Consider the following 25,341-nt stretch of genomic DNA (forward strand, 5'->3'; position numbering starts at 1 on the left):
ACAGTGGCGTTTTGTTATTCCAACGCTAAGAGAAATTCCTTTGTCACTGTTTGTGATGGTAAGTCTTTTAAGGTTTAGACCAATGATTTGTTTATAATCTAAATCTGTCGTCATCTTAAATTTTTAAAATAAATAACATCAAATTCAATTTATAATATCGTCGAAATAAATTGAATTATACTACGACTTAGCTCAGCACAGGTTTTTTGATGGATTGAACTTAAAAATAATTAGCATAGCCTTCATCCATCTAGCTGTATCATTTAACGCCTACTTCAGTCTGCTGAAAAGCTTTGGGCCACTCGATAAAAATAAGATGACCTTCCCCACCAGATCCCAAGTGAAGGTGAACTCATGGGTCCTCTGCTTAATTTCTAAAAGCTAAACTACCTTCTAAAAGCAAAATCCGAAGACACCCTACTTCTATTCTACTCTAACCTTGGCCACACGAATGGAGGTTGCCAAGAAATAAGCGTCTGCTGCTCTGTACACAAAAGCAATGCTGATGTCTTCACCCGCATACCCCTCCAATCCTAAGGCTCCCGTATTTTCTATATTGTCGAAACCTGGGTCGTTTGCTGTCATGGCCTCTAGGGCAGGCTGAAAGACTTCCCAGTTGGCAGTTTCAAAATTGGTACCATCATAATCGGTTGAAATTTGCACTCCATAGGCCAACGTATTATCATCGATAGGTGCGTCGAAACGCCTGTCGAAGTCGAAGTTGAGACTTGGTGCTTCTGCTCCTCCTAGACTAATGGGAGGTGAAATTAACCAAGCTTCTGAATAATCGTCCCCTGAGGTTGCATCGCCATCTGGGGTAAATGGATTGGTACCTACACCCACAGCGCCTTGCCCTGTGTAGCAAAAGAAGCCGCCAGTACCAAAGGAGTTCTGTACCACATCTATCACTTCCCAGCCTTCTGGAGGAAGCTGAAAGCTACCATTAGGCCCGCATACGCCGAAATTCTCTACAAAAGGCAAGTCATCTTCCTGTACACGGTCGTTGATCAAGTTAAAGTTGAAATACCTCCCTTCAAACTCATTGGTTACCAACCCTGGCCCTACCGCGATGATTTCAAACTCTTGTTGAAAATCCTCGAAGCCAATACCCTCTTCTAGTAGAATCAGCTGGAAATTGGCGGTAGTTGCTCCAGCGCTCACGGGGACAATAATTTCGCCACCAGCCAATTGGGGTTCTGTCGTAAACAAGCTACCGTAGGCATTTCGTGGAGCGATAATGGTAATACTGGAAGCCTGTGGAGACGCTGGGGATACCTCCAAGGTAATGTTGGTGGGACTAAGGGTATCTGTCACCACTTCTAGATCTGGAGAAGAAAATCTCACTGCAGAAAACGAGTCGTCATCACTGCAGGAAAAGAGTAAAAAAAATCCTAGCGGTACGAGCCAAAATTTAAAGGTTAGGTTAAGTAGTTGCTTCATGATTTTAATGTTATAATATAAGCTCTCAAGCTTGTTTTGGCTAAATTTAGTCTCGAATAGACCACATCACCGCATTGATGTTATCACCCTCTGGAAATTGACGCTGAATGGCAGTTTCCAAATTATCGACATTTTGATTGATTTCTGAAAAGGGATACATCCAGCGTTTAGGCACTCCTTCTGTATTAATGATACCACCGCCATCTACATTGAAGACGGGGAAGCCCGTTCGGCGATTATCGTAAAATGGTTCCCAACCTGAATTTAGAAACATGGCGGTATGCTTTTGAGTAAGAATTTGCTCCAACCCTGAAGCTGCTTGATAACTGATGATGGGTTGCTCCAAATAGTCTTGAGTTAAAGACTCGTCTATCTTATAATAGGCCATTGAGGCCCTGATGCCTTGCTCATAATAGTCTGCTGCATCTGCAGAAATCCAGCTGCGATGAGCCGCTTCTGCCAAGATAAAATTCAGCTCTGCAAAACCTAAAGACAAGTTGACTTCAACCTCTGCATCTTCTACATAACGCCTGTTGAGAGGAGAGCCTTCTCCACTGCTGAGTCTTGCTACATTTTCGTTGAGCGGAGCGCTTCCAAGAAGACCTGTAAAGCTTTCGAAGGTTAAAGGAGAATCGTTAACTGAATTATTATCTGGTGCTGCCATCTCAAATAAGCGTGGATCGCTAAAATTTTTGAGGCGTTCCACAAAACTTTCTTCCAGAATGTAAGAGGTGGTAACAGAGGCATTACGCCAAAATGGATAGACGTTTCCTGTTTCTTCTGAATAGGTATATCTAGAATTGTCTTCTGTAGATTCCATTATGGGATAGATTCCAGGATTGGAAAATATACTGCTAAACCGTGTTGGAAGGTTTAGATTGGGGTCGGTTTCCCTCACCGATAAGCTCATAAGCACTCGCAAGTGAAAGCTATTGATGAGCTTTTTCCATTTGAGTAAGTCTCCATCAAAAACCACATCACCATTAATGGCTGGACCGTTTACATCTATAAGAGCATTAGCACTCTCCAGGAGATCAAATATCGTGAGATACACCTCTTCTTGGGGATCGTAAGCCGGTTGGAAAACCTCTGCTTCAGCTTGCATAGCTTCAGATTGGGGGATGTCTCCAAACTGTCTGGTGATTTGTTCGTAGATAAAGGCTTCAAAAAATTGAGCAATAGCTGTAAAATTTTGATTGTTGAAATTTTCTGCTTCTTCCTCCATTTTCTTGACTTGTCGAAGGGTGTTGTAAAATCCGAAGCTTGCGCGATCCCATCCATAGTATTGGGCATCCTCTACCAAATTTACATTAACCAAATGTCTTGAAGCCAAAGACGCATTGAGGTCTATAGAATTGAACGTGCTTACTTCTATATTGGTGAGAAGCAAGCCTGGATTGGCTTGGATAGTGCTATTGGGATCGTTTTGAAATTCATCATAGTCTTGACAACTTACTTGAAACAGCAACACAAGCCCTAGAATCATCGTAAATTTATCAAACTGCATATAGTGTGTTTTCATAATTAAAATTTAGCATTGAAATGAACTCCGAAATTTCTCATAGACGGGGTTTGTAAGTTTTGATCGATACCAGAGTCTGGATCTATATAGTCGATTTTTGACCATAAGGCCAAGTTTCTACCTATGAGTGAAATAGTGGCTGACTCCAACACCGAGTTTTCCAAAAGCTTAGTAGGAAAATTATAACTTAAACTTACTTCCCTCAATTTTAAGAAAGTCTGGTCATAAAAGTGATTCCCATAAGATCTAGAATGGTAGGTGGTCATGTAATTTTCGTAGTTCACCACTTGTTCGTTAGGTGCATACTGTCGAGTATCGTTTGTGATGTTGCCCTCGGTATCGTATTGAACATCTCCACCAACAACGACTACACCCTCTGCAATATAATTGCTAACCCCACTGGCTGAAGCGGCTCGGAATTGATTGATAGAACCTGGATGAACTCCAGACCACCACATGTTTCTTAAGGTTCTACTTTCTGCAAGGCCTCCTATCCTTCCATCTATTCCTACAAAAAGGTTGAAGTTTTTATACCTGAAGTTATTTAAAAATCCGTAAACCCAATCTGGATCTCTGAATCCAATATGCCTGCTGAAGGGATCTCTGATGTTGATGCCATTATTACCTATAATAGGTTGGCCATCTGGTGTTTCTTGCCAAACGGTTGTAAATAGTTTATCGACTCTATCGCCTTCTCTCAACTGGTTAAGGTTTTCTCCGTCATCGATCTGGCTGATGTAAGTGCGGTACTGACTTAAATTTAAAGTAATATCCCAGCCGAAAGTTTTGTTTTTAATTGGACTCGCTCTAGAGACCAGTTCAAATCCTTTTTTCTCAAATTCGTTGGCATTGATCAAGCGTGATGAAAATCCCGAAGCCACTGAAATGGGAACATTGGTTAAGTTATTGAAATTTCTACTATAAATTAAATTCGCATCGAAAGTTAAACGGTTATTCAAAAAGCCAACCACCAACCCACCTTCAAAAGCTGAAGAGGTTTGCGGATTTAAGTCAGGACTTATCAGATTTCTGGGAAATACCAAAGAAGCGTTATTTTGCCAGTTGATACCACTGTTATAAGAAGCAATGTGAGAATAAGTTCCACCAAAATCTCCATTAGAGACTTCTGCCCAACTCCCCCGTATTCTTAAATTCGAAATAATTTCTGGTAGATCGAACATTTTACTAGCCACATAACTCAAGGATATGGAGGGATAAAAGAACGAATTGTTTTGCTTTGGAAGGGTAGTCACCCAATCGTTTCGGCCAGTAAATCCGAGGTAAATTGAATTTAAAAAGCTAAGGTCTAGGGTAGCGTATGCTGAACTTATCCTAGATTCTGATGAAAAATTACTGCCCTGGACTGCATTTCTAGAATTGGAAATATTGTAGAAGTTGGGAACATTCAACCCATTTGTGCTTACACTAGAAGCTGAATTGCTCCTATACAAATTGGACACCCCAACTGTAGATTGTATAGTGAAGTCTTCATTTATTACTTTACTGTAATTAATGAATATATCGGTATTAAAATCAAAGCTAGAATTATAAGACTGTGAGAAATTACCATCGGTAACATTGAAATCTCTCACAAAACTGATGGGCTGCTTGGTGGTACGATCCAAAGAAAAATAATTGAATCCATTTCTCATATTCACAGTTAAGTCATTGGCTAAGTCATAGCTAAGAAATAATTGACCATAGGTGACATCTCTATTATATCCCCTATTAAATTCGTTGGCTACAAAATGAGGATTGTTATAAAAACTGGTGCTATAATGTCTTTGCTGAAAGCCTACCTCACCAGGAACCCAGTAATCTCTGAGGTCGTTCACATCTACATTCGCCCCCATCCAAAGGGCAAGGTTATAAATAAAACTCTGTGAGCTAAAAGCCACTTCTGGAATATTATCAGTTTGCTGTTTATTGTAGTTTAAAGAGGCATCAACAGTTAACTTTTTATGTTTGAATCGTCCTGTAACGCTAAAGTTGGAGTTATTGAGCTCAGTATTGGGAACAATCCCGCGTTGGTATCGATTACCCACCGAAACTCTAATGTTCCGTTCTGTGTTACCAGCGGTTATGGCAACAGATGTATTATTGATCACTCCTGTTCTAAAAAAATTATCTAAGTTATCTTCTCCTCTAGAAATCCAAGGTAAGGGTACTCTTTCTCCCGTTACAGGATCTGTAGGGCTATTGTATTGAACAAGCTCCACAAAACCACTTGGTGTGGAAGGATCCGGCCTGTTGAGTCTTGGTCCCCAGGAAAACCCACCTCCTTCCTGTCCGGAACCCGTTCCATCGGTATAGCTGTAAATCCCATTTCGCCCAGAGCCGTAGACACTCTGAGTCTCTGGAATTCTTAAGAAATCGGTTTGAAACATCGTATTGGAGGATATTTCCACTTGAAGTCCACCATCTGTTGCCCCTCGTTTTGTGGTAATCATGATGGCACCGTTTCTTCCAATCGATCCATAAAGTGCAGAAGCGGGTGCCCCTTTAAGCACATCTATAGATTCGATATCGTTACCGTTGAGCTCCCAGAGATTGGTTGAAGTATTGGGAACCCCGTCGATCACAATCAAAGGTCTTTCTCCTCTTAAGGTGAAAAATTCATTGGCAAAAAAATCGGTAGAATTAAATACCGTTAAGCCTGCTACTTTACCCGTTAAGTTAGCAACAATATTAGCTTCTTGAGTTTTTACCAAATCTTCTCCATCTACTTTTTGGACAGCATAACCAAGGCGTTCTTCCGACTTTTTAATGGCAAGAGCTGTGACCACCACCGCATCTAACGCATTGATATCGCTGGTTAATTCAACCTCCAGAAAATCGTCGTTTATAATTTTGACTTCTTTTGTTTTAAAGCCCATATAAATAAACTGAAGACCTGGAGTAGGCTCTTCTAAATAGATTTCAAACTCTCCATCATAGTTGGTAGTAGCCCCTTTTGTTGTTCCTATGCTTATAATGGAAACTCCAAGGAGAGGTTCTCCAGAAAGTTTGTTGGTGACTTTTCCCTGAATAGTAAGAGGGAAAGAGGCTACAGAATCTTGACTAACAGTGGGATTGTTAAGGGTTTGGGACTGTAAATTATGAGTGGATAGAAAAAGGCTTAAAAATAGGAAGTAGAGACTTAAAATGGATTTAAGTGTGATCTGTTTTTTGATTGCCATTGACCGAATTTTGAGTTGTTGACTTCTAATGTTCTTTAGGTGAATCCTAACTTCAACTTCTCCATAACGTTTGAACTTAGCTTCTTTTTGAAACCAACACAAAACAAGAAGATGAAATAGAAGTACACGATGAATTTTGATAGACTAAATTAGAACATTATAATTTAATTAACATCTATAGCGAAAAGTTTTTTAAACTAAACAAACTATAAATTAAGCCTACTACGCTAAATATCAGATCAATTAGTCTCGACCATGTAACAATCTTTGACCTTTCACGTCTTACCAAAAACTATCCAAATGAAACTCATTTTAAATTCTGCCCTACTCCTACTGATTTTTAATGTTCAACTTTCGGCACAAAGTCTTCGAGGTCGTGTTATTGAGGCTAATACTCAAAATGGAATTCCCTACGTTAATGTACAATTGGGCAATCGCTATGGAGTCATTTCCAATGAGGAGGGTTATTTTGTTCTGCAACGTAAATCTGTAGATGATAACACAGCCATTTTGTTTTCATCAATGGGTTTTGAAACTCTTGAAATTCCATTAAGCGATTTTGAAAACGACCAAGTCATTCCTTTGAAGCCAGCTACTTATGTGCTGGATGAAGTTTTTCTATCTGATAAACAACTAACTGCTGAAGAAATCCTAGAAAAGTTTAAAGCTGGAATTAAAGAAAATCATGTTCTCAATGCTGCTCAGGTTCAAGTCTTCACCCGTCTTAATGATGATTATAAAGCTGAAACTTTTGGAATAGATGTAAAAAAGGCTTCCTTTATGAGCAAAGCTGAACGAAGGGAGATGAATGAAAATATGAAAAATCTTGGAAAAAAGATTACAGAAAACTCCTCTATATTTTATCAGGAAAGGCTTTCGGATGTCTTCATATTTGAGGACACCCTCATGACTAAACATCAAAAAGCGCTGAAACTGATCAATAGAGATAAAACCTTTAATACGGATGATATCCAAGACCAGGTCTTTTTCGAATTGCTAAAAACTTTAAAATCGCCTCACTCTTTCAAAGTTAGAACTGGTATCATCCCTATCGATAAAGACGTTTCGTTGAATGAGATGATAGAAGATTTAGAAAAGAGTCAAGAGAAAGTCCCAGATACCTTGTACAACAAATCCAATTGGCAAGGTAAAAGTTATAAAAAATTCGCCACTAAATTTACCAACGATTTTTTTACTAGCCCTAAATATTACACCTATGAGCTTAAAGGAGTTACTACTGTCTATGGTGAACCTTGTTATCATATTCAATTTACTCCAGATCGAAGAAAAGGAAAATATGTGGGAGACCTTTACATACATACCCGTGATTTTGGGATGGTGAGTTATAAATACGATCTAGAAAAAGGCAGAAAAGCTATGAACGTCAATTTAAAATTTGTCTTAGGCATCAAGGTCAACACCTATATTGATAGTGGATTTTACGTATTTTCTAAAACCAATGAAGACAGTTACTACCCTAAATACATCAAACAAGTTGATGGCAATTACGCCTACATCAACCGAAGCCTAGCTTTTAAAGAAAACAACCCTAAAAGAAGTGAACGCAAGAAGCTGAATATTGAATTTGAGTTAGAATATAACACGATAGAAACCATCGAATACGTCGGAGTTCAATATCAAAGCATTTCTCCCGAATTAGCCTCCACACTCAAATTTGAGGATTATATCCTCATCGATGAAATAGACCAATACGATCTCAATTATTGGAAAGATTATAATATTATAGAAGCTACAGAGGCCATTAAAACTTACGACTAGGTTTCATTTTGATGCTTAAATTGAGGCCCATAGAGTTAGCGGAAAAATATAAAGTACACGACTTAAAAAAGACAGGCGTTTAAAACGCTTACCTTTAATTATTAAAACAATACGATGAAGTCCATTATAATAAGCTTAGGCATATTGATTAGTTTTCAATGTTTTTCACAAACTCCTCGAGAAGTTGTGCAACACCAGTTAGACGCCTATAACAAAGGAGATATTGAAGCTTTTTTAGAAGTGTTTGCAGAAGACGCTGAAGCCTACAATTATGGTGATGCTGAGCCTTTTATTAAGGGGAAAGCCAATTTCAAAATGACTTACGGAAAATTATTTCAATCCTCTCCAAATCTTCATAGCCTTGTAACGTCTCGACAAGTCCTAGGGCAAACCGTAATCGATTACGAATATATCACTGGGCGATCCAACAGTGAACAGCCCGTTTTAATAATAGCTATTTATAAAATAGAGAATCACAAAATTGTAAGATGTGATTTTATAAGAGAGTAACTAGTTGTTTTTTGTTTCAAAACTTCCACATCTTGTTGAAGATTAAAGCACATTTAATTAATCTACACTTCATAAGTAAGAGGCTTTTAGCTATCCAATATAGCCTGGCATTAACGTATTACTAACAAAAGTGAAGCATTCCTCTTAAATTTCACGTAAAGATAGGAGGAACAAATAGGAATGGAATTAATTTTGCTATTGTAATCTAAAATACGAACATGGAAGAGAGTATCGAAATAATTTATGAATCAGCAAATTTCACTAGCGCAGGCACATCTCAATTGTCTGTGAAGACATCTTCTGGAATAGAACAAGCTTCGGTAGAAAATTTATCAGAACTAGACTCTGATTATGACCACACGGATCTTGGTCGACTTTTTAAAGAAAGCCCTGAAAATTTCGCGAAGATTCAAAAAGTAATATTTCGCGATCAATTCTTTTTTAGTTGTTGTTTCAGCTCTGGAGATGTCATGATTACTCTAAAATTTGATGCTAAAGGAACTTTAATGGATAACAGAGACTTCTAGACCTAGGAGTTAAATATATTTTTAGTATAAATTTCATCATTTAATTCAACCCACTTAAAATCAATTACCATGAACAAATTAAAGCAAGTTACAGCTTTAGCTGTAATAGGATTACTCACGCTAACAACTCAGGCACAAGACAACACTTTCGGAGTAAAAGGAGGTGTCAATTTTTCTAACTTTTACACTGAAAATGTAGATGATGAGAATGTAAAAACGGGTCTCAATTTTGGAGTCTATTCCAGAAGTGCGCTTATCCCCGAATTACTTTATTTACAAGCAGAATTGGGCTACTCCGGCAAAGGTGCTAAAATAGAAGGCAGTCTTGGAGAAGCAGAGTTGGGATTAGCCTATCTAGAATTACCAGTGATGGCTTCTATCGGTTTAGCTGACTTCATTTACCTAGAAGGTGGTGCTTATGCTTCTTACCTTCTAGATGCGAACGTTTCTGGAGAAACCTCAGGAGGTAATTCCTTTTCGGATGATATAAGTACGGATAACTTTAAGGACTTTGATTATGGTTTAGCCGTTGGTGCCAGTACGCATTTGGCTCCACTTGTAATTGGTGTAAGATATTACTACGGTTTACAAAATATAGTAGATAACGATTTTGCAGATTTCACTGGTATTGAAGCTAGAAATTCCAATTTCCAAGTTTACGTAGCTTTTGAATTTTAAATAGCCAACCTAATCAATTGCTACGTTAAGCGCATCTTTAAGGATGCGCTTTTTATACCTTAGCTTTAGATACTTAAATCAAATATTTCGCTTTTCAAGGAAAGAGATATAAAAAAAATAATTAGATAATTAAAAATTGGCTAAACGCTAGCTTAACACTTGTATACGCTGTGTGTTTTAAGTCTAATTTTATACTCCATCAATTTAAATAAAAGTTATGAAAAAAATACTTATTACATTATGCTTGATAGTGAGCCTTAGTTTTCAATCTGAAGCACAATCCATTTCTGAACATGCCTTAGGCTTAAGGTTTGGCGGCAACAACGGCTATGGTGCTGAAATTTCTTACCAACACGCGTTGGGAGACAATAATCGTTTTGAAGTAGATTTAGGCTGGCGAAATGACAATAATTTTAATGCCTTTAAACTTACTGGGCTTTATCAATGGGTCTGGAATATAGAGGGAGGATTCAATTGGTTTGCTGGAGTTGGCGGCGGACTGGGAAGCGTAAGCTACGACGACCGTGATCGCCATAATGACTTTGATGACGATAATGAAATCTTTCTTTTTGGCGCTGGTAATATTGGTATTGAGTACAATTTTGACATCCCTTTACTCATTGCTTTAGATTTTCGCCCAGAAATAGGGTCAGGTAATTACAATAATGATTTAGATTTTGATATTGCTCTAGCATTACGATATCAGTTTTAAGGATACTCTATTTTTCTAAAAAGCACATTACCTCCAAGGGTACTGTGCTTTTTACATTTTATTCTCTTTGCATAAAAGTGTTGAGCTTATAGCGAATTCTGCATCAGTTTATATACACTTCTCAAAGCTGAATACTTTTTCTAGATTATATATTGTTCATTTTCAGTTATTTATAAAAAAGGATTCATTTTTGAACTACTTGTACTGAATTTAAAACTCATATATCATGAAAACGTTTGTGTTATCCATCTTACTCATAAGTTCAGTTGTTGCATTTAGCCAAAGTAAAGAAGAGTCTGAAAAAGAGGAGTCCTCTAATAGTCTAAGTGTTCAAAATCTCTTGAATCCTGACAAGGAACACGTAACTGTCATTTCTTATAATGAGCTACCTAGCCCTATAAAAATGACATTAAAAGAGCTAAACATCTTAACTAAAAACATTTAGAATATTCGAGTTTTAGAACTGAGCGATCGAATTCTATATGCGCTTTCCATTTTGGAAGATGATCAACTGAAGACGTTACGTTTTAAACCGAATGGGCAAATGGAGAATTCATAGAATTGCCTTTAAGTTTAAGTTTGTTGAGCCAACTCTATAAAAAGAGTTGGCTTTTTTAATGTTATAAAATTAAATTATGAGTTCTGGCAAAAAGCATATACAAACTTAAAAACTACTCAAAACACCTCTCCCAAGGTCAACTCATCCCCCCTATTTTACAACTCATCGATTTTTTAGGTTTATTTGTATCTTGACCATCTACTTTTGAACTCAGAAAAAGTTCACTTATGCAAACGAAACCTTTACAGCAGTTCTTAAGATTTTTATGGATCTCGGCAGTAATTGCTATTGTCGTCCAACTCATCAACTATATGGGCGGTGGATATGATTATAATCAGCTTATAGACTACAAGTCTCTTATTGTCAATTTCTCTTACGCCTTTATCATAGGAACCTTCAACATTATTTTTTTTACATTAATTGGGCGTAAATTTTCATGGAGCAAACACCCGAAAATACTCACTGCTTTAGGAATTCCAGGTTCGGTTATTGTATCGGTCTTAGGATTTTTGACAGCTCGTCTCTTGCACAGCGTTTGGATTTATGGGAATACCTTCGAAGGTTTTTTATCTAATCTAGGTTTTTGGGATTATCTATTTCCTGTATTTATAGCTCTCATTGTTACTCTTGCTTTTCACGCCTATTACTTTTATAAATTTGGTGTAGAAGCTGAACTGAAAGTCCAACGTGAACTCATTGAAAACACCAAAGCCCAACACAGAGCCTTGAAAGACCAGCTCGACCCTCACTTTTTATTCAATAGTCTTAATGTACTCTCGGCACTTATTGAAGAAGATCCCAAAAAAGCTTCAGAATTTACCAACGCCATGTCCAAAGTCTACCGGTATGTTCTAGACCAACGCCAAGAAGATTTGGTTTCTTTAGAGTCTGAAATTAGATTTGCAAAAACTTACCTCAACTTATTGATGATGCGGTTTGAAGATAGTCTGCTTTTTAAAATTTCCATTCCAGATCATCCCTATAAAATTATCCCACTTTCTCTTCAGCTTTTATTAGAAAATGCCATAAAACATAATAAAGTGACTGAGCACCAACCCTTACAAATACTAATTTATATAGACGATGAATACTTAGTGGTAGAAAACACATTAAACCTTAAACCCAACACTTCCAATAGGAAGGGCATTGGTCTAGATAATATTACAAAGCGTTTTGCAGTCTTTACCGATAAAGAAATTTTATTAGAAGAGAATTCGACTCACTTTAAAGTCAAACTTCCTCTAATCCAACCTCAAAACTTACGAACCCCAGCCTAGGAAACAGACAAAAAGTAAAAGACTACTTTAACTAAAAAATTAAAAACTAATAGTATAACCAAATTTTATTGAGATGAAAACCCTTGTAATCATAGAAGACGAAAAACCAGCCGCTAGACGTTTAGAACGCATCATTAATGACTTGGGTTATGAGGTTCAGCAAAAGTTACATTCGGTTGAAGAGTCTATTGAATGGTTTCGACAACAACCTAAAGTGGATTTGATATTTCTCGATATTCAATTGAGCGATGGATTATCTTTTGAAATTTTTGAAAAGGTAAAAGTCGAAGCAGATATTATTTTCACCACTGCCTACGATGAATATGCGCTAAAGGCTTTTAAGTTGAACAGTATAGATTATCTCCTTAAACCCATAGATGTCGAAGAGCTTTCTCGGGCTCTCCAGAAATTCGAAAACAGACATACCCCAAGACTTATAGATTCAGAAGCTTTGAAGCATTTGATGCAGGAGCAAACCTCGGCATCTTCTTTCAAAACAAGGTTTTCAGTCAAAGTAGGAGATCACATCAAAACCTACCCCATAAACGAGATTGCCTGTTTTTATAGCGAATACAAAGCGACTTCACTCGTCACATTTGAGGGTAAGAGTTATGTTATCGATGATTCTTTGAACACCTTAGAACAGCAATTACCAACTACCGATTTTTTCAGGATCAATAGAAGCCATTTTATTAATTATAAAGCCATCGAAGATCTGGTGAGCTACTCTACAAGTCGGATCAAAGTGAATCTTAAGGGAATGAAGGAACCAGCCATAGTGAGTAGGGAGCGTGTGTCTGACTTTAAAAAATGGATTGGATGATATGGAGTAAACATCTTCTAGGTCAATCAAATAGAGATCCTATAAATTTTAAAACAATCTTTAAAATATAGTGATAATTTAGATTTTAGTTAAATATATTTTAACGAATCAAGCCAATTAGTAGTTATAGTTTAAATTTATTCTATAATTTAAGAAATGAGACTTATCTATTTTATCTTAGCTTCATCGCTATTTATATTTCAAGTCGATGATTACACGATCGATTTGACCGAGGTGCAACTTACTATTGAGGTTGAGGAAAGAACGTCGTCGAATGAAGAAAATATCTTATCATATTCATTTCTAAACCCTAATTTTAAACTCCTTTTTGAAAAAAATAATAAGTTTAAATTTTGCTTACTTACTTTGGATCAAATCCATTTAGAATTAGAACTGATTCCCCCAGACGTATTGAGTTAACAGAACAGTAGCTTCTTTTTAACTTAAATACGATTCAATGAAAATTTATTTAATTTTAATAGGATTTTTCCTATGCTTTAATTCCTCAGCCCAGGTCGAAGAATCTAAACTTGGTGCATGGTACATGTATTTTTACAACGTCAATTTGAACGAAAGTGCTTGGGGCATTCAAGGTGACTTTCAATACCGTCAATGGAATACTATTGGTGATCTCGAACAATTATTATTGAGATCTGGGGTAACTTATACACCCAAAAACACCTCTGCTGTTTTTACAGTAGGTTACGCCAATATTACAACTGGCACACCAGGTGAAAGCAATAACACCTTTGGCGAAAACAGAATTTATCAAGAAGCACTGATACCTCAAAAAATCGCCAAACGCTTTTTTTTAACGCATCGCTTTAGGTACGAGCAACGCTGGGTAGAAAACCAAGACTTTAGAACACGTTTGCGTTACAATTTATTCTTGAACATTACATTAAATGGTACAGAATTAAAAAAAGGAGTGTTTTACGCCGCATTTTATAACGAACTGTTTATGAATGGTGAGCGCTCAAATGGTGTATCCGATCTTGAATTATTTGACCGTAACAGGACCTATTTTGGTTTGGGTTATGCCCTAAGCTCTAGTTCCCGTATTCAAGTAGGTTGGATGCGTCAAGAAACCGAAAATTGGACCAAAGGTCAACTCCAATTTAGTTTACATCAAAACTTAAACTTTTAAAACAACAAATTATGAAACGATTATTTTTTACTATCACAATATTCTCAGCCATAGGTCTAATGAGTTGTACAAGTACAACAACAATTGCAGAGAAAGGTCAAGAAACCTCAAAAGAACAAAAAGCACTATTATATTCAGACGAATGTATTTCTGAATTAGAAGTGGTAAAAGCCCAAAAAGAATGGGGTGATGGCATTGTACGGATTGGTAATGTCTATACTGAAGGTGGCGACTACTCCAATGAAGCAGCCGAATTTATACAAGATAAGTACGGCTACGATTTAGGGAGTGTATTATTTAAACCAACATTAGCCTCCGAGCGTCAGTTTAGATCAAGTTTTGATGCTGCGCTCTCCTATTTTGTAGGCGATAACGATGCTTATCCAGAAGATAATGGCTTTGCCATTAAACCCTATAGCAATGTTAAGTTCGAAAATGTTGGTATTATCAACAATAATTGTCGAGTGGCAATAGCTATGGGAAACTATTATTTTACAATGGATGATGGTAGCGATGTAAAAGTCGAATATACCTTTGCCTATGTAAAAGATAAAAATGGGAATCTAAGAATAGCAGCTCACCAATCGTCTTTACCTTATTCTCCGGATTAGTATCAACAACAGCTTAATGATTAAAAACTATCTAGAAAGGACCAATTTTAATCATTAAGCTTTAAAACCAATAAAGAACTGAGGTAAAAAACAACTCTTTTCTTCATTAATTTGAAACACTACAAGAAAGAACTACTAAGTTTGGGCTTTTTTGCTATTTTTATTTCCAAAGTGGAATAAAAAGCATTTTTATTCCACTATTTTTTTATACATAAACAGTACCCAAAATTAAAAAACCATACTTTAGTTAGAGACGATATAACAGAAAATTGGGTAAGTAAAATGATTGAGTACGCTTGACATACTCACTCTTTACTGATGTTTGCATAACACTAGGGTTTTAGTGTATCGCTATGTTAGGACGTGACATTCCAAAAAATAAAAAAGCTCAAGAAATAAATCTTGAGCTTTTTTACTATTTATACTTTTGAAAATTATCCTTTAAAGACAATTTTACGCATTCTTAAACTTTTTGGAGTTACTTCTAAGTACTCATCAGTCTTAATATATTCCATATTTTCCTCCAAAGAGAAATCTACTTTCGGTGCAATTTTCATAGCTTCATCTGTACCAGATTTACGCATATTTGTCAATTGCTTCCCTTTAATTAAGTTTACAGCCATTTCATCAGATTTACTGTTTTCGCCAATTACTTGACCAATATAAATCTCTTCATTTACATCAATAAAGAAACGACCTCTATCTTGCAAACGGTTTAATGCATACCCTGTTGCTTTACCAGCTGCAGAAGAGATGATAGCTCCTTTTACTTCCTCAGTAAAATCTCCTTTATAAAGAGCATATTCACTAAATCTGTGGTTAATAATTGCTGAACCAGCTGTTGCTGTTAAAATTCTATTTCTTAGACCGATCAAACCTCTAGAAGGAATTGAAAATTCTAAGTGTTGTAAATCTCCTTTAGGTTCCATGATTAACATGTCTCCTTTTCTAAGTGATACTAAATTAATAGCTCTAGAAGCCATTTCTTCAGGAAGATCAATAGACAATGTTTCCATTGGCTCGTGTTTCTTACCGTCAATCATTTTAATAATGACTTGTGGTCTTCCCACTTGTAATTCGTACCCTTCTCTACGCATTGTTTCAATTAAAACAGACAAGTGTAAAACTCCACGTCCAAAAACGTTAAATTTATCTTCACTATCAGTGGTTTCAACTTTTAATGCTAAGTTTTTTTCTAATTCTTTGAACAGACGATCACGAATGTGACGCGAAGTAACAAATTTTCCTTCTTTACCGAAGAAAGGAGAATTGTTAATTGTAAACAACATACTCATTGTTGGTTGGTCTATTTCTGTTCTTGGCAATGCTTCTGGGTTTTCTAGATCTGCAATGGTATCACCAATTTCAAATCCATCAATACCCGTAATTGCACAAATATCTCCACAGGGTACTTTTTCCACTTGTATTTTACCCAAACCTTCGAATACGTGTAATTCTTTAATTCTTACTTTTTTAGTAACACCATCAGCTTTACATAACGTGTAATCTTTACCCGCTTCTAAATCTCCACGAAATACACGTCCAATAGCAATTCTACCTGTAAAAGAAGAAAAATCTAAAGAAGTAATTTGCATTTGTGGTGTTCCTTCGTTGTATTTGGTTGCTGGAATAGATTCTAAAACGGCATCTAACAAAGGAATGATGTTATCCGTTTCATTTTTCCAATCTGTACTCATCCAATTATTCTTTGCAGAACCGTAAATAGTTGCAAAATCTAATTGTTCTTCCGTAGCGTCTAATGCAAACATTAAATCAAAAACTTTTTCGTGAACGATGTCAGGAGTACAGTTTTTTTTGTCTACTTTATTGACAACAACAATGGGAGTTAAACCTAAGTCTAAGGCTTTACCTAATACAAAACGAGTTTGTGGCATTGGCCCTTCAAATGCATCTACTAATAATAAAACACCATCAGCCATTTTTAATACACGCTCTACTTCTCCACCGAAATCGGCGTGACCAGGTGTATCAATAACATTGATTTTTGTTCCTTTATACATTACAGAAACGTTCTTAGAAAGAATTGTTATTCCTCTTTCACGTTCTAAGTCGTTATTATCTAACAATAAATCTTTACGCTCTTTACGATCGTCTAATATTTTTGCTTGATCTATAATCTTGTCTACTAAGGTTGTTTTTCCATGATCGACATGGGCTATAATAGCGATATTTCTAATTTGATGCATGCGAATTTCTTAAATTTGGTGCAAAAATAGGTATTTCTAAGCAATTTGTACAAATTCTAAGTGTTTATTTTTCATCATTTTAGCTTGACATCTTATTATTTCTAGTTTAATTGCTACTAATACACTAAAATGTTGTACTATTTTTAAAATCTAATACTATTTAATGCAATCACTCTTTTACAATTTTCGTAAAATGCTATTGAAAACAACCTCCTTTTAAATTTACTAGCGTGGTTGTAAAGTTGTTTTGAATTGGAATATCAATAGCTCGTGCACTGCGAACTCCAGTCTTACAACACACGACTAATACCTTATCGGTATGAATTTCACGCACTCTTAAGAGTAACTCTGCAATAGGGATATGTTGTCCTCCAATATTAAATTCATCTCTTTCCCAATCTTCACGGACCTCTAATAAATTATATTTTTCTTTATGGATTGAAAGTCCTTCAAAAGAAACTTTTGTATGTCCGTTTTTTTTATCCTAATGAAGAAATATTACACTTATTGAGCCCGGATTTTTATTACCTCAGCCCTAAAGGGTGCAAAAATTCTAACTTAGTTGAAGATTTTAGAATATCGACACCCTTTAGGGTTGGGGAAAAGCGATATTCGGATTCAATATAAAGTTTAGGTGATATTACGGATATTCATAGAAACTTCCTTTTTTATTGCTACGCCACAGAAAAAATCATAATCCTGCTCTATAACTAGCACATTATTTCTGAAATCCTTTTCGAAATTCAACACTATTTGATGCATTGTTAAAGCATTATATATCAGTAATTTATTGGTTAATACGGTTCCTATCCCACAAATTATTTTGATCGTTTCATTGGCTTGTAAACTCCCTATAATTCTTGGTAAAATGCCTAAAACGCCTATTTGCGAGCAATTGGGCGCGTCTTCTGGCTTTGGAAGCGACGGATACAAGCAACGGTAGGTGGCGCTATTTTGATAATTGAACACACTTACTTGGCCTTCAAATTTAAAAATAGCACCGTATACGAGTGGTTTTTTAGCAAGCACAGCGGCATCATTCGTCAAATAACGCGTTGAAAAATTGTCACTTCCATCCACAATAATGTCATAGCATCGAAATAATAAGAGCGCATTTTCTCGTGTTAACTTTTCATTGTACACGTTAAATGCAATGAACGGATTTAACGATTTAATAAACTCAGGAGATGATTTTCTAACTCAGGATCGTTTAGGTTCAAGGAATTATCTGTGATTGTAAAAGATTGATCGACAACATATACTTTATTGAGGTAATTTCTAAAGAAAGAATACTTGCTAAAGGGAGCATCAGTAATAATTTGAAACTCGGTGTTATACTTAAAATCGAATTGTTTTAAAGCATTTTGCCAAAGAGTTCCGTTTTGAAAATCTAGGTTTATGCTTAGAAATTTAACTTTAGGGTATTTATCTCTCAGCTCGTCGATTTTTTTCAAATTGTTTTTTTTGGCTTCTAACGATAAGGCGGACCATGTATACAAAACCACGGGTTGTCCTTGAGCAAGAGATTTGAAGCTTAGAGTGTCCGAACTGGTGGTTTTAAATCTTGCCTCTTTCAAGCTACTCCCTTTCAGATATTGACTCTGAATAGCTGTTAGTTGATGTAATTCTTTCTCATCCAATGTAGGGCTATCAAATTTCTGAATGATAGATAAGGTTTCTTCTAGCTGAGCTTTAGTTTGAGAAAAAACGATTTCACGCCGAATCAGTCGATTAAAAAAGTTGGTTTTTAAGTAGTCATTTACAAATAATTCATGAACCAAATTCAATCGTCGCTTCAAGTTTTTATGATCATTCAAATCGAAGCACTCTCTGTTGGAAGGGTCGCAAACTTCTATTGAATAATTTTTAAGATAGTTATCCAAAAATCGCATATAACTAAAGTTGGAAACTAAATCAGAATCATTAAAATTCACATCTTCTCGGTAGCTAAAATAATCTTTTGGAAATTCTTTAAATTTTGCGGGTATGTACTTTCTTATGAGAAATGCGTAGCGTTCTCGCATATCATAATGTTCATAATTGATAGTGCTTAAGGCGATGTTCTTAAAATAAGGGCTAAAATTCGATTTACTCTCCAGAGTGTTATATTTTGCAAATCTTAAGGCTCTCAAAGAGTCTGTTTTGATGGTAAAGGCGTCTGGAGATATTTTGTAATAGGAAAGAATTAGATCGTTATCCTCTTCATTAAGAAGAAACATATTGATCAAAAAATTATTTTCTTCTGAAGAATCTCCATCAAAAGTTAAGGATTCGTCGAAGGCCATCGTATTCACTCTTAATACCGAGCTATCTCCAGGCTTTAAATACATCGACTGGCTTTCTGGATGGTGCTCAAAAGTGTAAACGGATTCTTTATCTAGAGAAAATCTATAGCCGAAGTTATTGTTAGAATCTAAAGCAATAGTATCTATAATGTCACCATTATGTTTTAAAGTGACATAATTAGTATTTGGGTTAACAATTCTACCACCAAGATAAGTTTCTTTATCCTCAGTGTGATTTGTACATGACAAAAAACCAAATATTAATAATAGGTAAGTATATCTCATAAATACTAAACAATCCTTACAAATCTAACTTTACCTAATCGTTGAATGTGTTAACCCACAGTTAAAAAAGCAGTTTTATTAATCCTTTATGGATTGTGATAAATTGAGTACTTTTGCAAAAAATTTAGCTTTATTATGCTTTCAGTTTCAAATCTTTCTGTACAATTTGGTAAACGTATTCTTTTTGATGAAGTCAATACGACCTTTACTACTGGGAATTGCTATGGTATTATTGGTGCCAATGGTGCTGGAAAATCAACGTTCCTTAATATCATTTCTGGCAAAATGGATCCCACTTCTGGCCGTGTCTCTTTAGAATCTGGCAAGCGGATGTCTGTCTTAGAACAAGATCACTCCATGTATGATGATTATAATGTCCTAGAGACCGTCATTACGGGGAATGCGCCACTTTATAAGATCAAAAAGGAAATGGATGAGATCTATGCCAAAGAAGACTTTAGCGATGCAGATGGTGAACGCGTTGGAGTCCTTCAAGTTGAGTTTGAAGAAATGGACGGTTGGAACGCCGAAAGTAATGCCGCAGCCCTACTTTCTAATTTAGGTATAGAGTCAGGCTCACACTACACCTTGGTTAAGGATTTAGATGGACAACAAAAAGTAAGAGTCCTTTTAGCTAAAGCTATTTTCGGAAATCCTGACGTATTAATCATGGATGAGCCTACCAACGATTTAGATTATGAAACCATCACTTGGTTGGAAAATTTCTTAGCAAACTTTGACAATACGGTAATCGTTGTTTCTCACGACCGCCACTTCTTAGATGCGGTTTGTACTCATATTTCTGATATAGATTTCGGAAAAATCACTCATTATAGCGGTAACTATACCTTTTGGTATGAATCGTCTCAACTTGCTGCCAAGCAACGTGCACAGCAAAACAAAAAGTCTGAAGAAAAGAAAAAAGAACTTCAACAATTTATTGAGCGGTTTAGCGCAAACGTCGCTAAGTCGAAGCAAGCGACCTCAAGAAAGAAAATGTTGGACAAGTTGGACTTCCAAAATATCAAACCTTCGAATAGAAGATATCCTGCTATCATTTTTGAAAAAGAAAGAGAAGCTGGAGATCAAATTTTACATGCTGAAAACCTATCGGCTAGCATAGACAATGAAGTCATTTTTAAAAATGTTCACATCAATTTAAACAAAGGCGATAAGGTGGTCTTTTATTCAAAAGATTCTCGAGCTACTACTGCTTTATATGAAATCATCAATGGTAAAGCAGAACCAGATACAGGCTCTTACAAATGGGGAATCACAACCAATCAATCCTACTTACCTAACGACAATAGTGAGTATTTCGAAAGTAAACTTTCTCTTGTAGATTGGCTAAGACAATGGGCCAAAACTGAAGAAGAGCGAGAGGAAGTTCACATCCGTGGGTTTTTAGGCAAAATGCTTTTCAGTGGCGATGAAGCACTTAAAACTTGTGATGTCCTTTCTGGGGGTGAAAAAGTAAGGTGTATGGTCAGTAGAATGATGATGACTAGAGCGAATGTTTTGATTTTAGATGAACCTACCAATCACTTAGATCTTGAAACCATTACTGCTTTCAATAATTCTTTAAAGAATTTCAAAGGAAATATTTTACTTACTACTCATGATCATCAATTTGCACAAACTGTGGGTAATAGAGTGATTGAATTAACTCCCAATGGTATCATTGACAAATTTTCAACGTTCGATGAATACATGTCGGATCCCAAAATCAAAGAACAACGTGAAAAGATGTATGCTGTAGAAGCCTAAAGGCAATCCACCATCAACTAAAAGACCTCGTAATTCGAGGTCTTTTAGTTGATGGTGGAAATTAAATTTTATCTATAAATTTTTTGCTCATTCACCCATTTTTGATACATCCGTGCATTACGATTATGCTGTGCTAAAGTTTTAGCAAATTTATGGTACCCCATATTTTCTGTATCCGCAGCAAAATAAAAGTAGTCATGAGATTCTGCATTCAGTACAGCGTCTATGGAAGACACATCCGGCATAGCGATAAGCCCTGGAGGCAATCCCTTGTTCTTGTAAGTATTATAAGGAGAGTCCAATTCTAAATCCTTATACAAAACGCGTTTAATGGGGGTTTCAAAATCTTGATTTTGGTTTTGGATAGCAAAAATGACCGTAGGGTCTGCTTGTAACTTCATTCCTCTGCGAAGTCTGTTCAAATAAACTCCAGCAACCTTAGGTCGCTCCTCTACTTTAGCGGTTTCTTTCTGAACAATAGCCGCTAGGGACATGACTTCTGTAGGGGTCAAATTAAGAGCATTAGCCTTTTCGGTTCGGCTTGTATTCCAAAATTCAGTATGATAATTGACCATTCTATCGCGAAATTCTTCTCCAGAGGTATTCCAGTAAAACTCGTAGGTGTTTGGAATATAAAATTTTAGGCTTTCTAGAGCTGTTATTTGTAGAGAATCCAGAAAAGTACTATCTACCATAGCAGATAATAGAGATATGCTGTCGGCTTCAATTTGTTCTGCAACTCGTCCAGAAAGTTCTTCTAGCCTATGTTGGTTGTTAAAGCTGACTTGTATAGGAACATTTCTAGATCGCAAAGTGTTAACAATTTCGTTATTATTCATTCCTTTTTCCAACACGAAATGACCAGCTCTTACAGAATTTTGATAGCCTTTCTTTTCTGCTACGGTAATAAAATCCTCTGTATGTCTAAGTAAAGGATGAATTTGATCAACAACCTGTTGAAGACTACTCCCCGTTGAGATATAGACCGATTGCTTTTCAGTTTGGAAAGCCGTATTTGGGGAGAAAATAGTTGTATAAATACTATAACTGATAACACCTAGAATAACTAGACCTATCGCAGAAACTGCGATTAATATTTTTTTAATGTACATGCTTTATTTTTTGAAGTAAATATTCACTCTGAAATTTACCAGCATTAAACCTCCAGTCTTTCTTAAGACCAATTTCTTCAAATCCAAAGCTTTTGAAAAGCCTTATGCTATTTGAATTATTTTCTATAATTGAAGCAAATATTTGATGTAAATCCAACACATCAAAAGTATAATCTATCATCAATTCCAAAGCTTCTGTACCATAGCCTTTCGCTTGGTAATCCTCAAGAATAAGAATACCAAGACCGGCTCGCTTATTCTTAGGATCAAAATCATAAAGATCTATAAATCCAATAGGTTGTTTATTGTGCAAAGCGATGACTAGTCGCATTTGCTTAACTTCATAAATATCCCTATGAGCGTTTTGTAAATATTCTTTTAAGACCGATCTGGAGAAGGGCTGAAGCGTATCACTTAAATACCAAAAGTGCTCATCATTTTCCACCAGCTCAAGAAAATCCAGATCTTCTGGAATCAAGGCTCTAAGTAAAATATGTGAACTTTTAAGTTTTACCATTATAATCTCCTTCAAATACAAATGTAGCAGGGCCTTTTAACCAAATATTTTTAGCTGCATTTAAACCCTCAATTTCAAAATCAACTTCCAAAGGTCCGCCTTTAGTGATAACCTTCACCGGCAAATCTTCAACTTTATTGGCCATTTTTGCTGTTATAGCTGCAGCAGTAACTCCAGTGCCACAAGAATAGGTTTCATCTTCCACTCCCCTTTCGTAGGTTCTTACATGGACATCTCCGTCAATAACTTGAATAAAGTTCACATTGGTTCCGCCTATAGCCTCATAGTTGGGAAGGTTTCTTATTCTGCGACCCTGTGTAAAAACATCAAAATCTTTTACATCATCCACAAAAGCGACGTGGTGTGGAGAACCTGTATCCATAAAAGAAGCTTCTCTACTTAAATTTACAGTAGGAACGTCTATCATTTTTAGACTGACTGTTTCTCCTTTAATTATGGCAGAATGTAAGCCATCTACGGCTTCAAAAGTCGTTTCAGAATCGATAATACCAAGTTGTTTTGCAAAAGCGACTATACATCTCCCGCCATTACCGCACATGCTGCTTTCTTTACCATCGGCATTAAAGTAAATCATTTTGAAATCTGAAATAGCATCAGTTGAATTTTCTAGTAAAATAAGACCATCCGCTCCTACCCCAAATCGTCTATCACATAAGCCTTGTATGATTTTGGCATCGTTTTTGAAAGTTGTGGTTCTGTTATCAATAAGTACAAAATCGTTTCCCGTTCCCTGATATTTAAAGAAATGTAATTCCATTAATAGTAATTGTGACTTGCAAATATAGGATAATAATAAGGGAAACGCTTGGGTTAAAAATGGGTTAAATACATTCTTAATCTGAAGACATAAACTAATTTTAAATTCAATTAAATAATACTAGTTATGAAAAAAAACACTAAATTTTTAGTGCTGGCTCTATTGGTCAGCTTTATGAGCGTTGGTGTATATAAGATCTTTTTTGAGGCACCTCCCTTAGTTTCCGAATCTTACCAAATACCTTCGCAACAAGACAGTATGAATCCAACAACGCAACTTACTTCAGCTCTGAAAGAAAAGTCTGAGTTAAATTTCACTGAAGCTGCAGAAAGAACTGTAAACGCCGTTGTTCACGTAAAAAACGTAGCCACTACAAGGCAACCTAGAAGTTTATTTGACTACTACTACGGAAGCGGAGAAACTCAAAAAGCAATAAGAGGTGCCGGATCTGGAGTGATCTTGAGTCCCGATGGTTTAATAGTCACCAATAATCATGTGATTAAAGGAGCCTCTGAACTCCAAGTCACCTTAAATAATAACAAAACCTATGTGGCAGAAGTCATCGGTTCTTCGTCTCAAAACGACATTGCTTTATTAAAAATAGACGCTACAGAATTGGATTATCTCCCTTTTGGAGATTCCGATCAAATTAGCGTTGGCGAGTGGGTCCTAGCCGTTGGTAATCCATTTAATCTCACTTCTACTGTGACTGCAGGTATTGTAAGTGCTAAAGCTAGAGATTTGAGTGGAAGTGACAATCAATTTCAGTCTTTCATACAAACGGACGCTGCCGTAAATCCTGGGAATAGCGGTGGTGCTTTAGTGAACACACGAGGAGAACTCATTGGTATCAACACCGCTATCACTTCTCAAACCGGTTCCTTTGTGGGCTATTCTTTTGCTATTCCAAGTAACAATGCCAAAAAGATAGTTGAGGATTTAATTGAATTTGGTAATGTAAGAAAAGCCGTACTCGGTGTAAGAGGGACCGACTTAAATAGCGAAACAGCAAAACAACTGGAAATCGAAATATCTCAAGGTTTTTATATCAACGGCGTAGACCCTAAAAGTGGCGCCTATAAAGCAGGTCTTAAAAAAGGTGATATTATTAAATCTATCGATAATATTAGGATTAGAAAATTTGCGGATATGACGGGCTATTTAAGCTCAAAAAATCCAGGAGAAACTGTGACTATTACTTACTTGAGAAATAATAACGAACGTGAGTCTAAAGTCACCTTGGATATCTTTAAAGTTTACCAGATTGAAGATATCGGTTTAGAGGTGTCCGAGATTTCAAAAGATCAACTTCAAAAATATGGTGCGTCTTCGGGCGTTGTAATTAGAAAAGTTTTACCAAATAGTTTTACTAAAAACGATATCACGGGAGTATTGATTACTAAAATTAATGACAAAGAAGTTTACACAATCGAAGACGTAAAGACTATCATAAAAAATAAAAATTCTGAAGAACCTATGCTAGTGACCTTTCTAACTCCAAAAGGACAAGAAAAAACTTATGTTTTTAGGTAAACAAAATTAGTTTCTTCGTTTCAGAATAGAACTCTCAATCTCATAGATTGGGAGTTTTTTGATTTTACTTTCCTATTCACTGAGTTGTACCCG

General features: G+C 36.1%; 23 protein-coding genes. 13 read left to right on the top strand and 10 right to left on the bottom strand.

Annotation, left to right across the window (positions count from 1 at the left end; translation table 11 throughout):
- Positions 1-423: 423 nt before the first annotated feature.
- From PGOND44_RS03690 to PGOND44_RS03700, 3 genes are read right to left on the bottom strand one after another with little or no spacing between them, the layout of a single operon-like run.
- The gene (locus PGOND44_RS03690; protein ID WP_003436886.1) at positions 424-1,440 is read right to left on the bottom strand and encodes a choice-of-anchor J domain-containing protein; all 1,017 of its coding nucleotides are present in this window, start codon (positions 1,438-1,440) and stop codon (positions 424-426) included.
- 46 nt (positions 1,441-1,486) lie between these two features.
- On the bottom strand, positions 1,487-2,962 hold the full coding sequence (locus PGOND44_RS03695) for a SusD/RagB family nutrient-binding outer membrane lipoprotein (RefSeq protein WP_236611962.1): 1,476 nt from the start codon (positions 2,960-2,962) through the stop codon (positions 1,487-1,489).
- 2 nt (positions 2,963-2,964) lie between these two features.
- A complete protein-coding gene (locus PGOND44_RS03700; protein WP_003436888.1) occupies positions 2,965-6,141 on the bottom strand; it encodes a SusC/RagA family TonB-linked outer membrane protein in 3,177 nt (1,058 codons plus the stop codon).
- 300 nt (positions 6,142-6,441) lie between these two features.
- Between PGOND44_RS03700 and PGOND44_RS03705 the strand changes: the two genes are divergently transcribed.
- The 11 genes from PGOND44_RS03705 to PGOND44_RS03755 all read left to right on the top strand — a co-directional run bounded on the left by PGOND44_RS03705 (position 6,442) and on the right by PGOND44_RS03755 (position 14,764).
- Positions 6,442-7,920 carry a carboxypeptidase-like regulatory domain-containing protein gene (locus tag PGOND44_RS03705; protein WP_003436889.1) on the top strand — a complete coding sequence of 493 codons (1,479 nt, stop codon included), beginning with the start codon at positions 6,442-6,444 and terminating at the stop codon, positions 7,918-7,920.
- Positions 7,921-8,034: 114 nt separating this feature from the next.
- Entirely contained in the window at positions 8,035-8,430 is a 396-nt protein-coding gene (locus PGOND44_RS03710) for a nuclear transport factor 2 family protein (protein ID WP_003436890.1), read from the top strand.
- 218 nt (positions 8,431-8,648) lie between these two features.
- Positions 8,649-8,957 (top strand): hypothetical protein, encoded by a 309-nt coding sequence (locus tag PGOND44_RS03715; protein WP_003436891.1) that lies wholly within the window; start codon positions 8,649-8,651, stop codon positions 8,955-8,957.
- A gap of 69 nt (positions 8,958-9,026) precedes the next feature.
- The gene (locus tag PGOND44_RS03720; protein ID WP_003436892.1) at positions 9,027-9,635 is read left to right on the top strand and encodes a porin family protein; all 609 of its coding nucleotides are present in this window, start codon (positions 9,027-9,029) and stop codon (positions 9,633-9,635) included.
- Positions 9,636-9,852: 217 nt separating this feature from the next.
- A complete protein-coding gene (locus PGOND44_RS03725) occupies positions 9,853-10,347 on the top strand; it encodes a hypothetical protein (protein WP_003436893.1) in 495 nt (164 codons plus the stop codon).
- Between the two features lie 226 nt (positions 10,348-10,573).
- Positions 10,574-10,792 carry a hypothetical protein gene (locus PGOND44_RS03730; RefSeq protein WP_003436894.1) on the top strand — a complete coding sequence of 73 codons (219 nt, stop codon included), beginning with the start codon at positions 10,574-10,576 and terminating at the stop codon, positions 10,790-10,792.
- Positions 10,793-11,133: 341 nt separating this feature from the next.
- Positions 11,134-12,183, top strand: coding sequence for a sensor histidine kinase (locus PGOND44_RS03735; RefSeq protein ID WP_003436895.1), 1,050 nt, complete (start codon positions 11,134-11,136; stop codon positions 12,181-12,183).
- 73 nt (positions 12,184-12,256) lie between these two features.
- Positions 12,257-13,006 (top strand): LytR/AlgR family response regulator transcription factor, encoded by a 750-nt coding sequence (locus PGOND44_RS03740; RefSeq protein ID WP_003436900.1) that lies wholly within the window; start codon positions 12,257-12,259, stop codon positions 13,004-13,006.
- Between the two features lie 156 nt (positions 13,007-13,162).
- Positions 13,163-13,426 carry a hypothetical protein gene (locus PGOND44_RS03745; RefSeq protein ID WP_003436902.1) on the top strand — a complete coding sequence of 88 codons (264 nt, stop codon included), beginning with the start codon at positions 13,163-13,165 and terminating at the stop codon, positions 13,424-13,426.
- Between the two features lie 37 nt (positions 13,427-13,463).
- Positions 13,464-14,153, top strand: a complete 690-nt coding sequence (locus tag PGOND44_RS03750; RefSeq protein WP_003436904.1) for a DUF2490 domain-containing protein — start codon at positions 13,464-13,466, stop codon at positions 14,151-14,153.
- An 11-nt stretch (positions 14,154-14,164) separates the two neighbouring features.
- Entirely contained in the window at positions 14,165-14,764 is a 600-nt protein-coding gene (locus PGOND44_RS03755) for a hypothetical protein (protein WP_003436905.1), read from the top strand.
- A 434-nt stretch (positions 14,765-15,198) separates the two neighbouring features.
- Here PGOND44_RS03755 and typA read toward each other — a convergent pair whose 3' ends face one another.
- The 4 genes from typA to PGOND44_RS03770 all read right to left on the bottom strand — a co-directional run bounded on the left by typA (position 15,199) and on the right by PGOND44_RS03770 (position 19,505).
- On the bottom strand, positions 15,199-16,971 hold the full coding sequence (gene typA / locus PGOND44_RS03760; protein WP_003436906.1) for a translational GTPase TypA: 1,773 nt from the start codon (positions 16,969-16,971) through the stop codon (positions 15,199-15,201).
- A 196-nt stretch (positions 16,972-17,167) separates the two neighbouring features.
- Positions 17,168-17,410 (bottom strand): rhodanese-like domain-containing protein, encoded by a 243-nt coding sequence (locus tag PGOND44_RS16060; protein WP_394366684.1) that lies wholly within the window; start codon positions 17,408-17,410, stop codon positions 17,168-17,170.
- A gap of 191 nt (positions 17,411-17,601) precedes the next feature.
- Positions 17,602-18,114, bottom strand: a complete 513-nt coding sequence (locus PGOND44_RS03765; protein WP_316928537.1) for a HesA/MoeB/ThiF family protein — start codon at positions 18,112-18,114, stop codon at positions 17,602-17,604.
- A gap of 20 nt (positions 18,115-18,134) precedes the next feature.
- A complete protein-coding gene (locus PGOND44_RS03770) occupies positions 18,135-19,505 on the bottom strand; it encodes a TlpA family protein disulfide reductase (protein ID WP_003436914.1) in 1,371 nt (456 codons plus the stop codon).
- A gap of 171 nt (positions 19,506-19,676) precedes the next feature.
- Here PGOND44_RS03770 and PGOND44_RS03775 point away from each other — a divergent pair, with 171 nt between their 5' ends.
- The gene (locus PGOND44_RS03775) at positions 19,677-21,308 is read left to right on the top strand and encodes an ABC-F family ATP-binding cassette domain-containing protein (RefSeq protein ID WP_003436915.1); all 1,632 of its coding nucleotides are present in this window, start codon (positions 19,677-19,679) and stop codon (positions 21,306-21,308) included.
- A gap of 68 nt (positions 21,309-21,376) precedes the next feature.
- Here PGOND44_RS03775 and mltG read toward each other — a convergent pair whose 3' ends face one another.
- Genes mltG through dapF form a run of 3 tightly spaced genes read right to left on the bottom strand, consistent with a single transcriptional unit; the run spans position 21,377 to position 23,715 of the window.
- Positions 21,377-22,420, bottom strand: coding sequence for an endolytic transglycosylase MltG (gene mltG / locus PGOND44_RS03780; RefSeq protein ID WP_003436916.1), 1,044 nt, complete (start codon positions 22,418-22,420; stop codon positions 21,377-21,379).
- On the bottom strand, positions 22,410-22,937 hold the full coding sequence (locus PGOND44_RS03785) for a GNAT family N-acetyltransferase (RefSeq protein ID WP_040555779.1): 528 nt from the start codon (positions 22,935-22,937) through the stop codon (positions 22,410-22,412). Before PGOND44_RS03785 ends, mltG begins: the two co-directional genes overlap by 11 nt.
- Entirely contained in the window at positions 22,924-23,715 is a 792-nt protein-coding gene (gene dapF / locus PGOND44_RS03790) for a diaminopimelate epimerase (RefSeq protein WP_003436918.1), read from the bottom strand. The genes PGOND44_RS03785 and dapF overlap by 14 nt, the downstream gene beginning before the upstream one ends.
- 126 nt (positions 23,716-23,841) lie before the next feature.
- Between dapF and PGOND44_RS03795 the strand changes: the two genes are divergently transcribed.
- A complete protein-coding gene (locus tag PGOND44_RS03795; RefSeq protein WP_003436919.1) occupies positions 23,842-25,248 on the top strand; it encodes a trypsin-like peptidase domain-containing protein in 1,407 nt (468 codons plus the stop codon).
- Positions 25,249-25,341 lie beyond the last annotated feature (93 nt).

The sequence above is a fragment of the Psychroflexus gondwanensis ACAM 44 genome (assembly GCF_000355905.1).
Lineage (GTDB): Bacteria > Bacteroidota > Bacteroidia > Flavobacteriales > Flavobacteriaceae > Psychroflexus > Psychroflexus gondwanensis.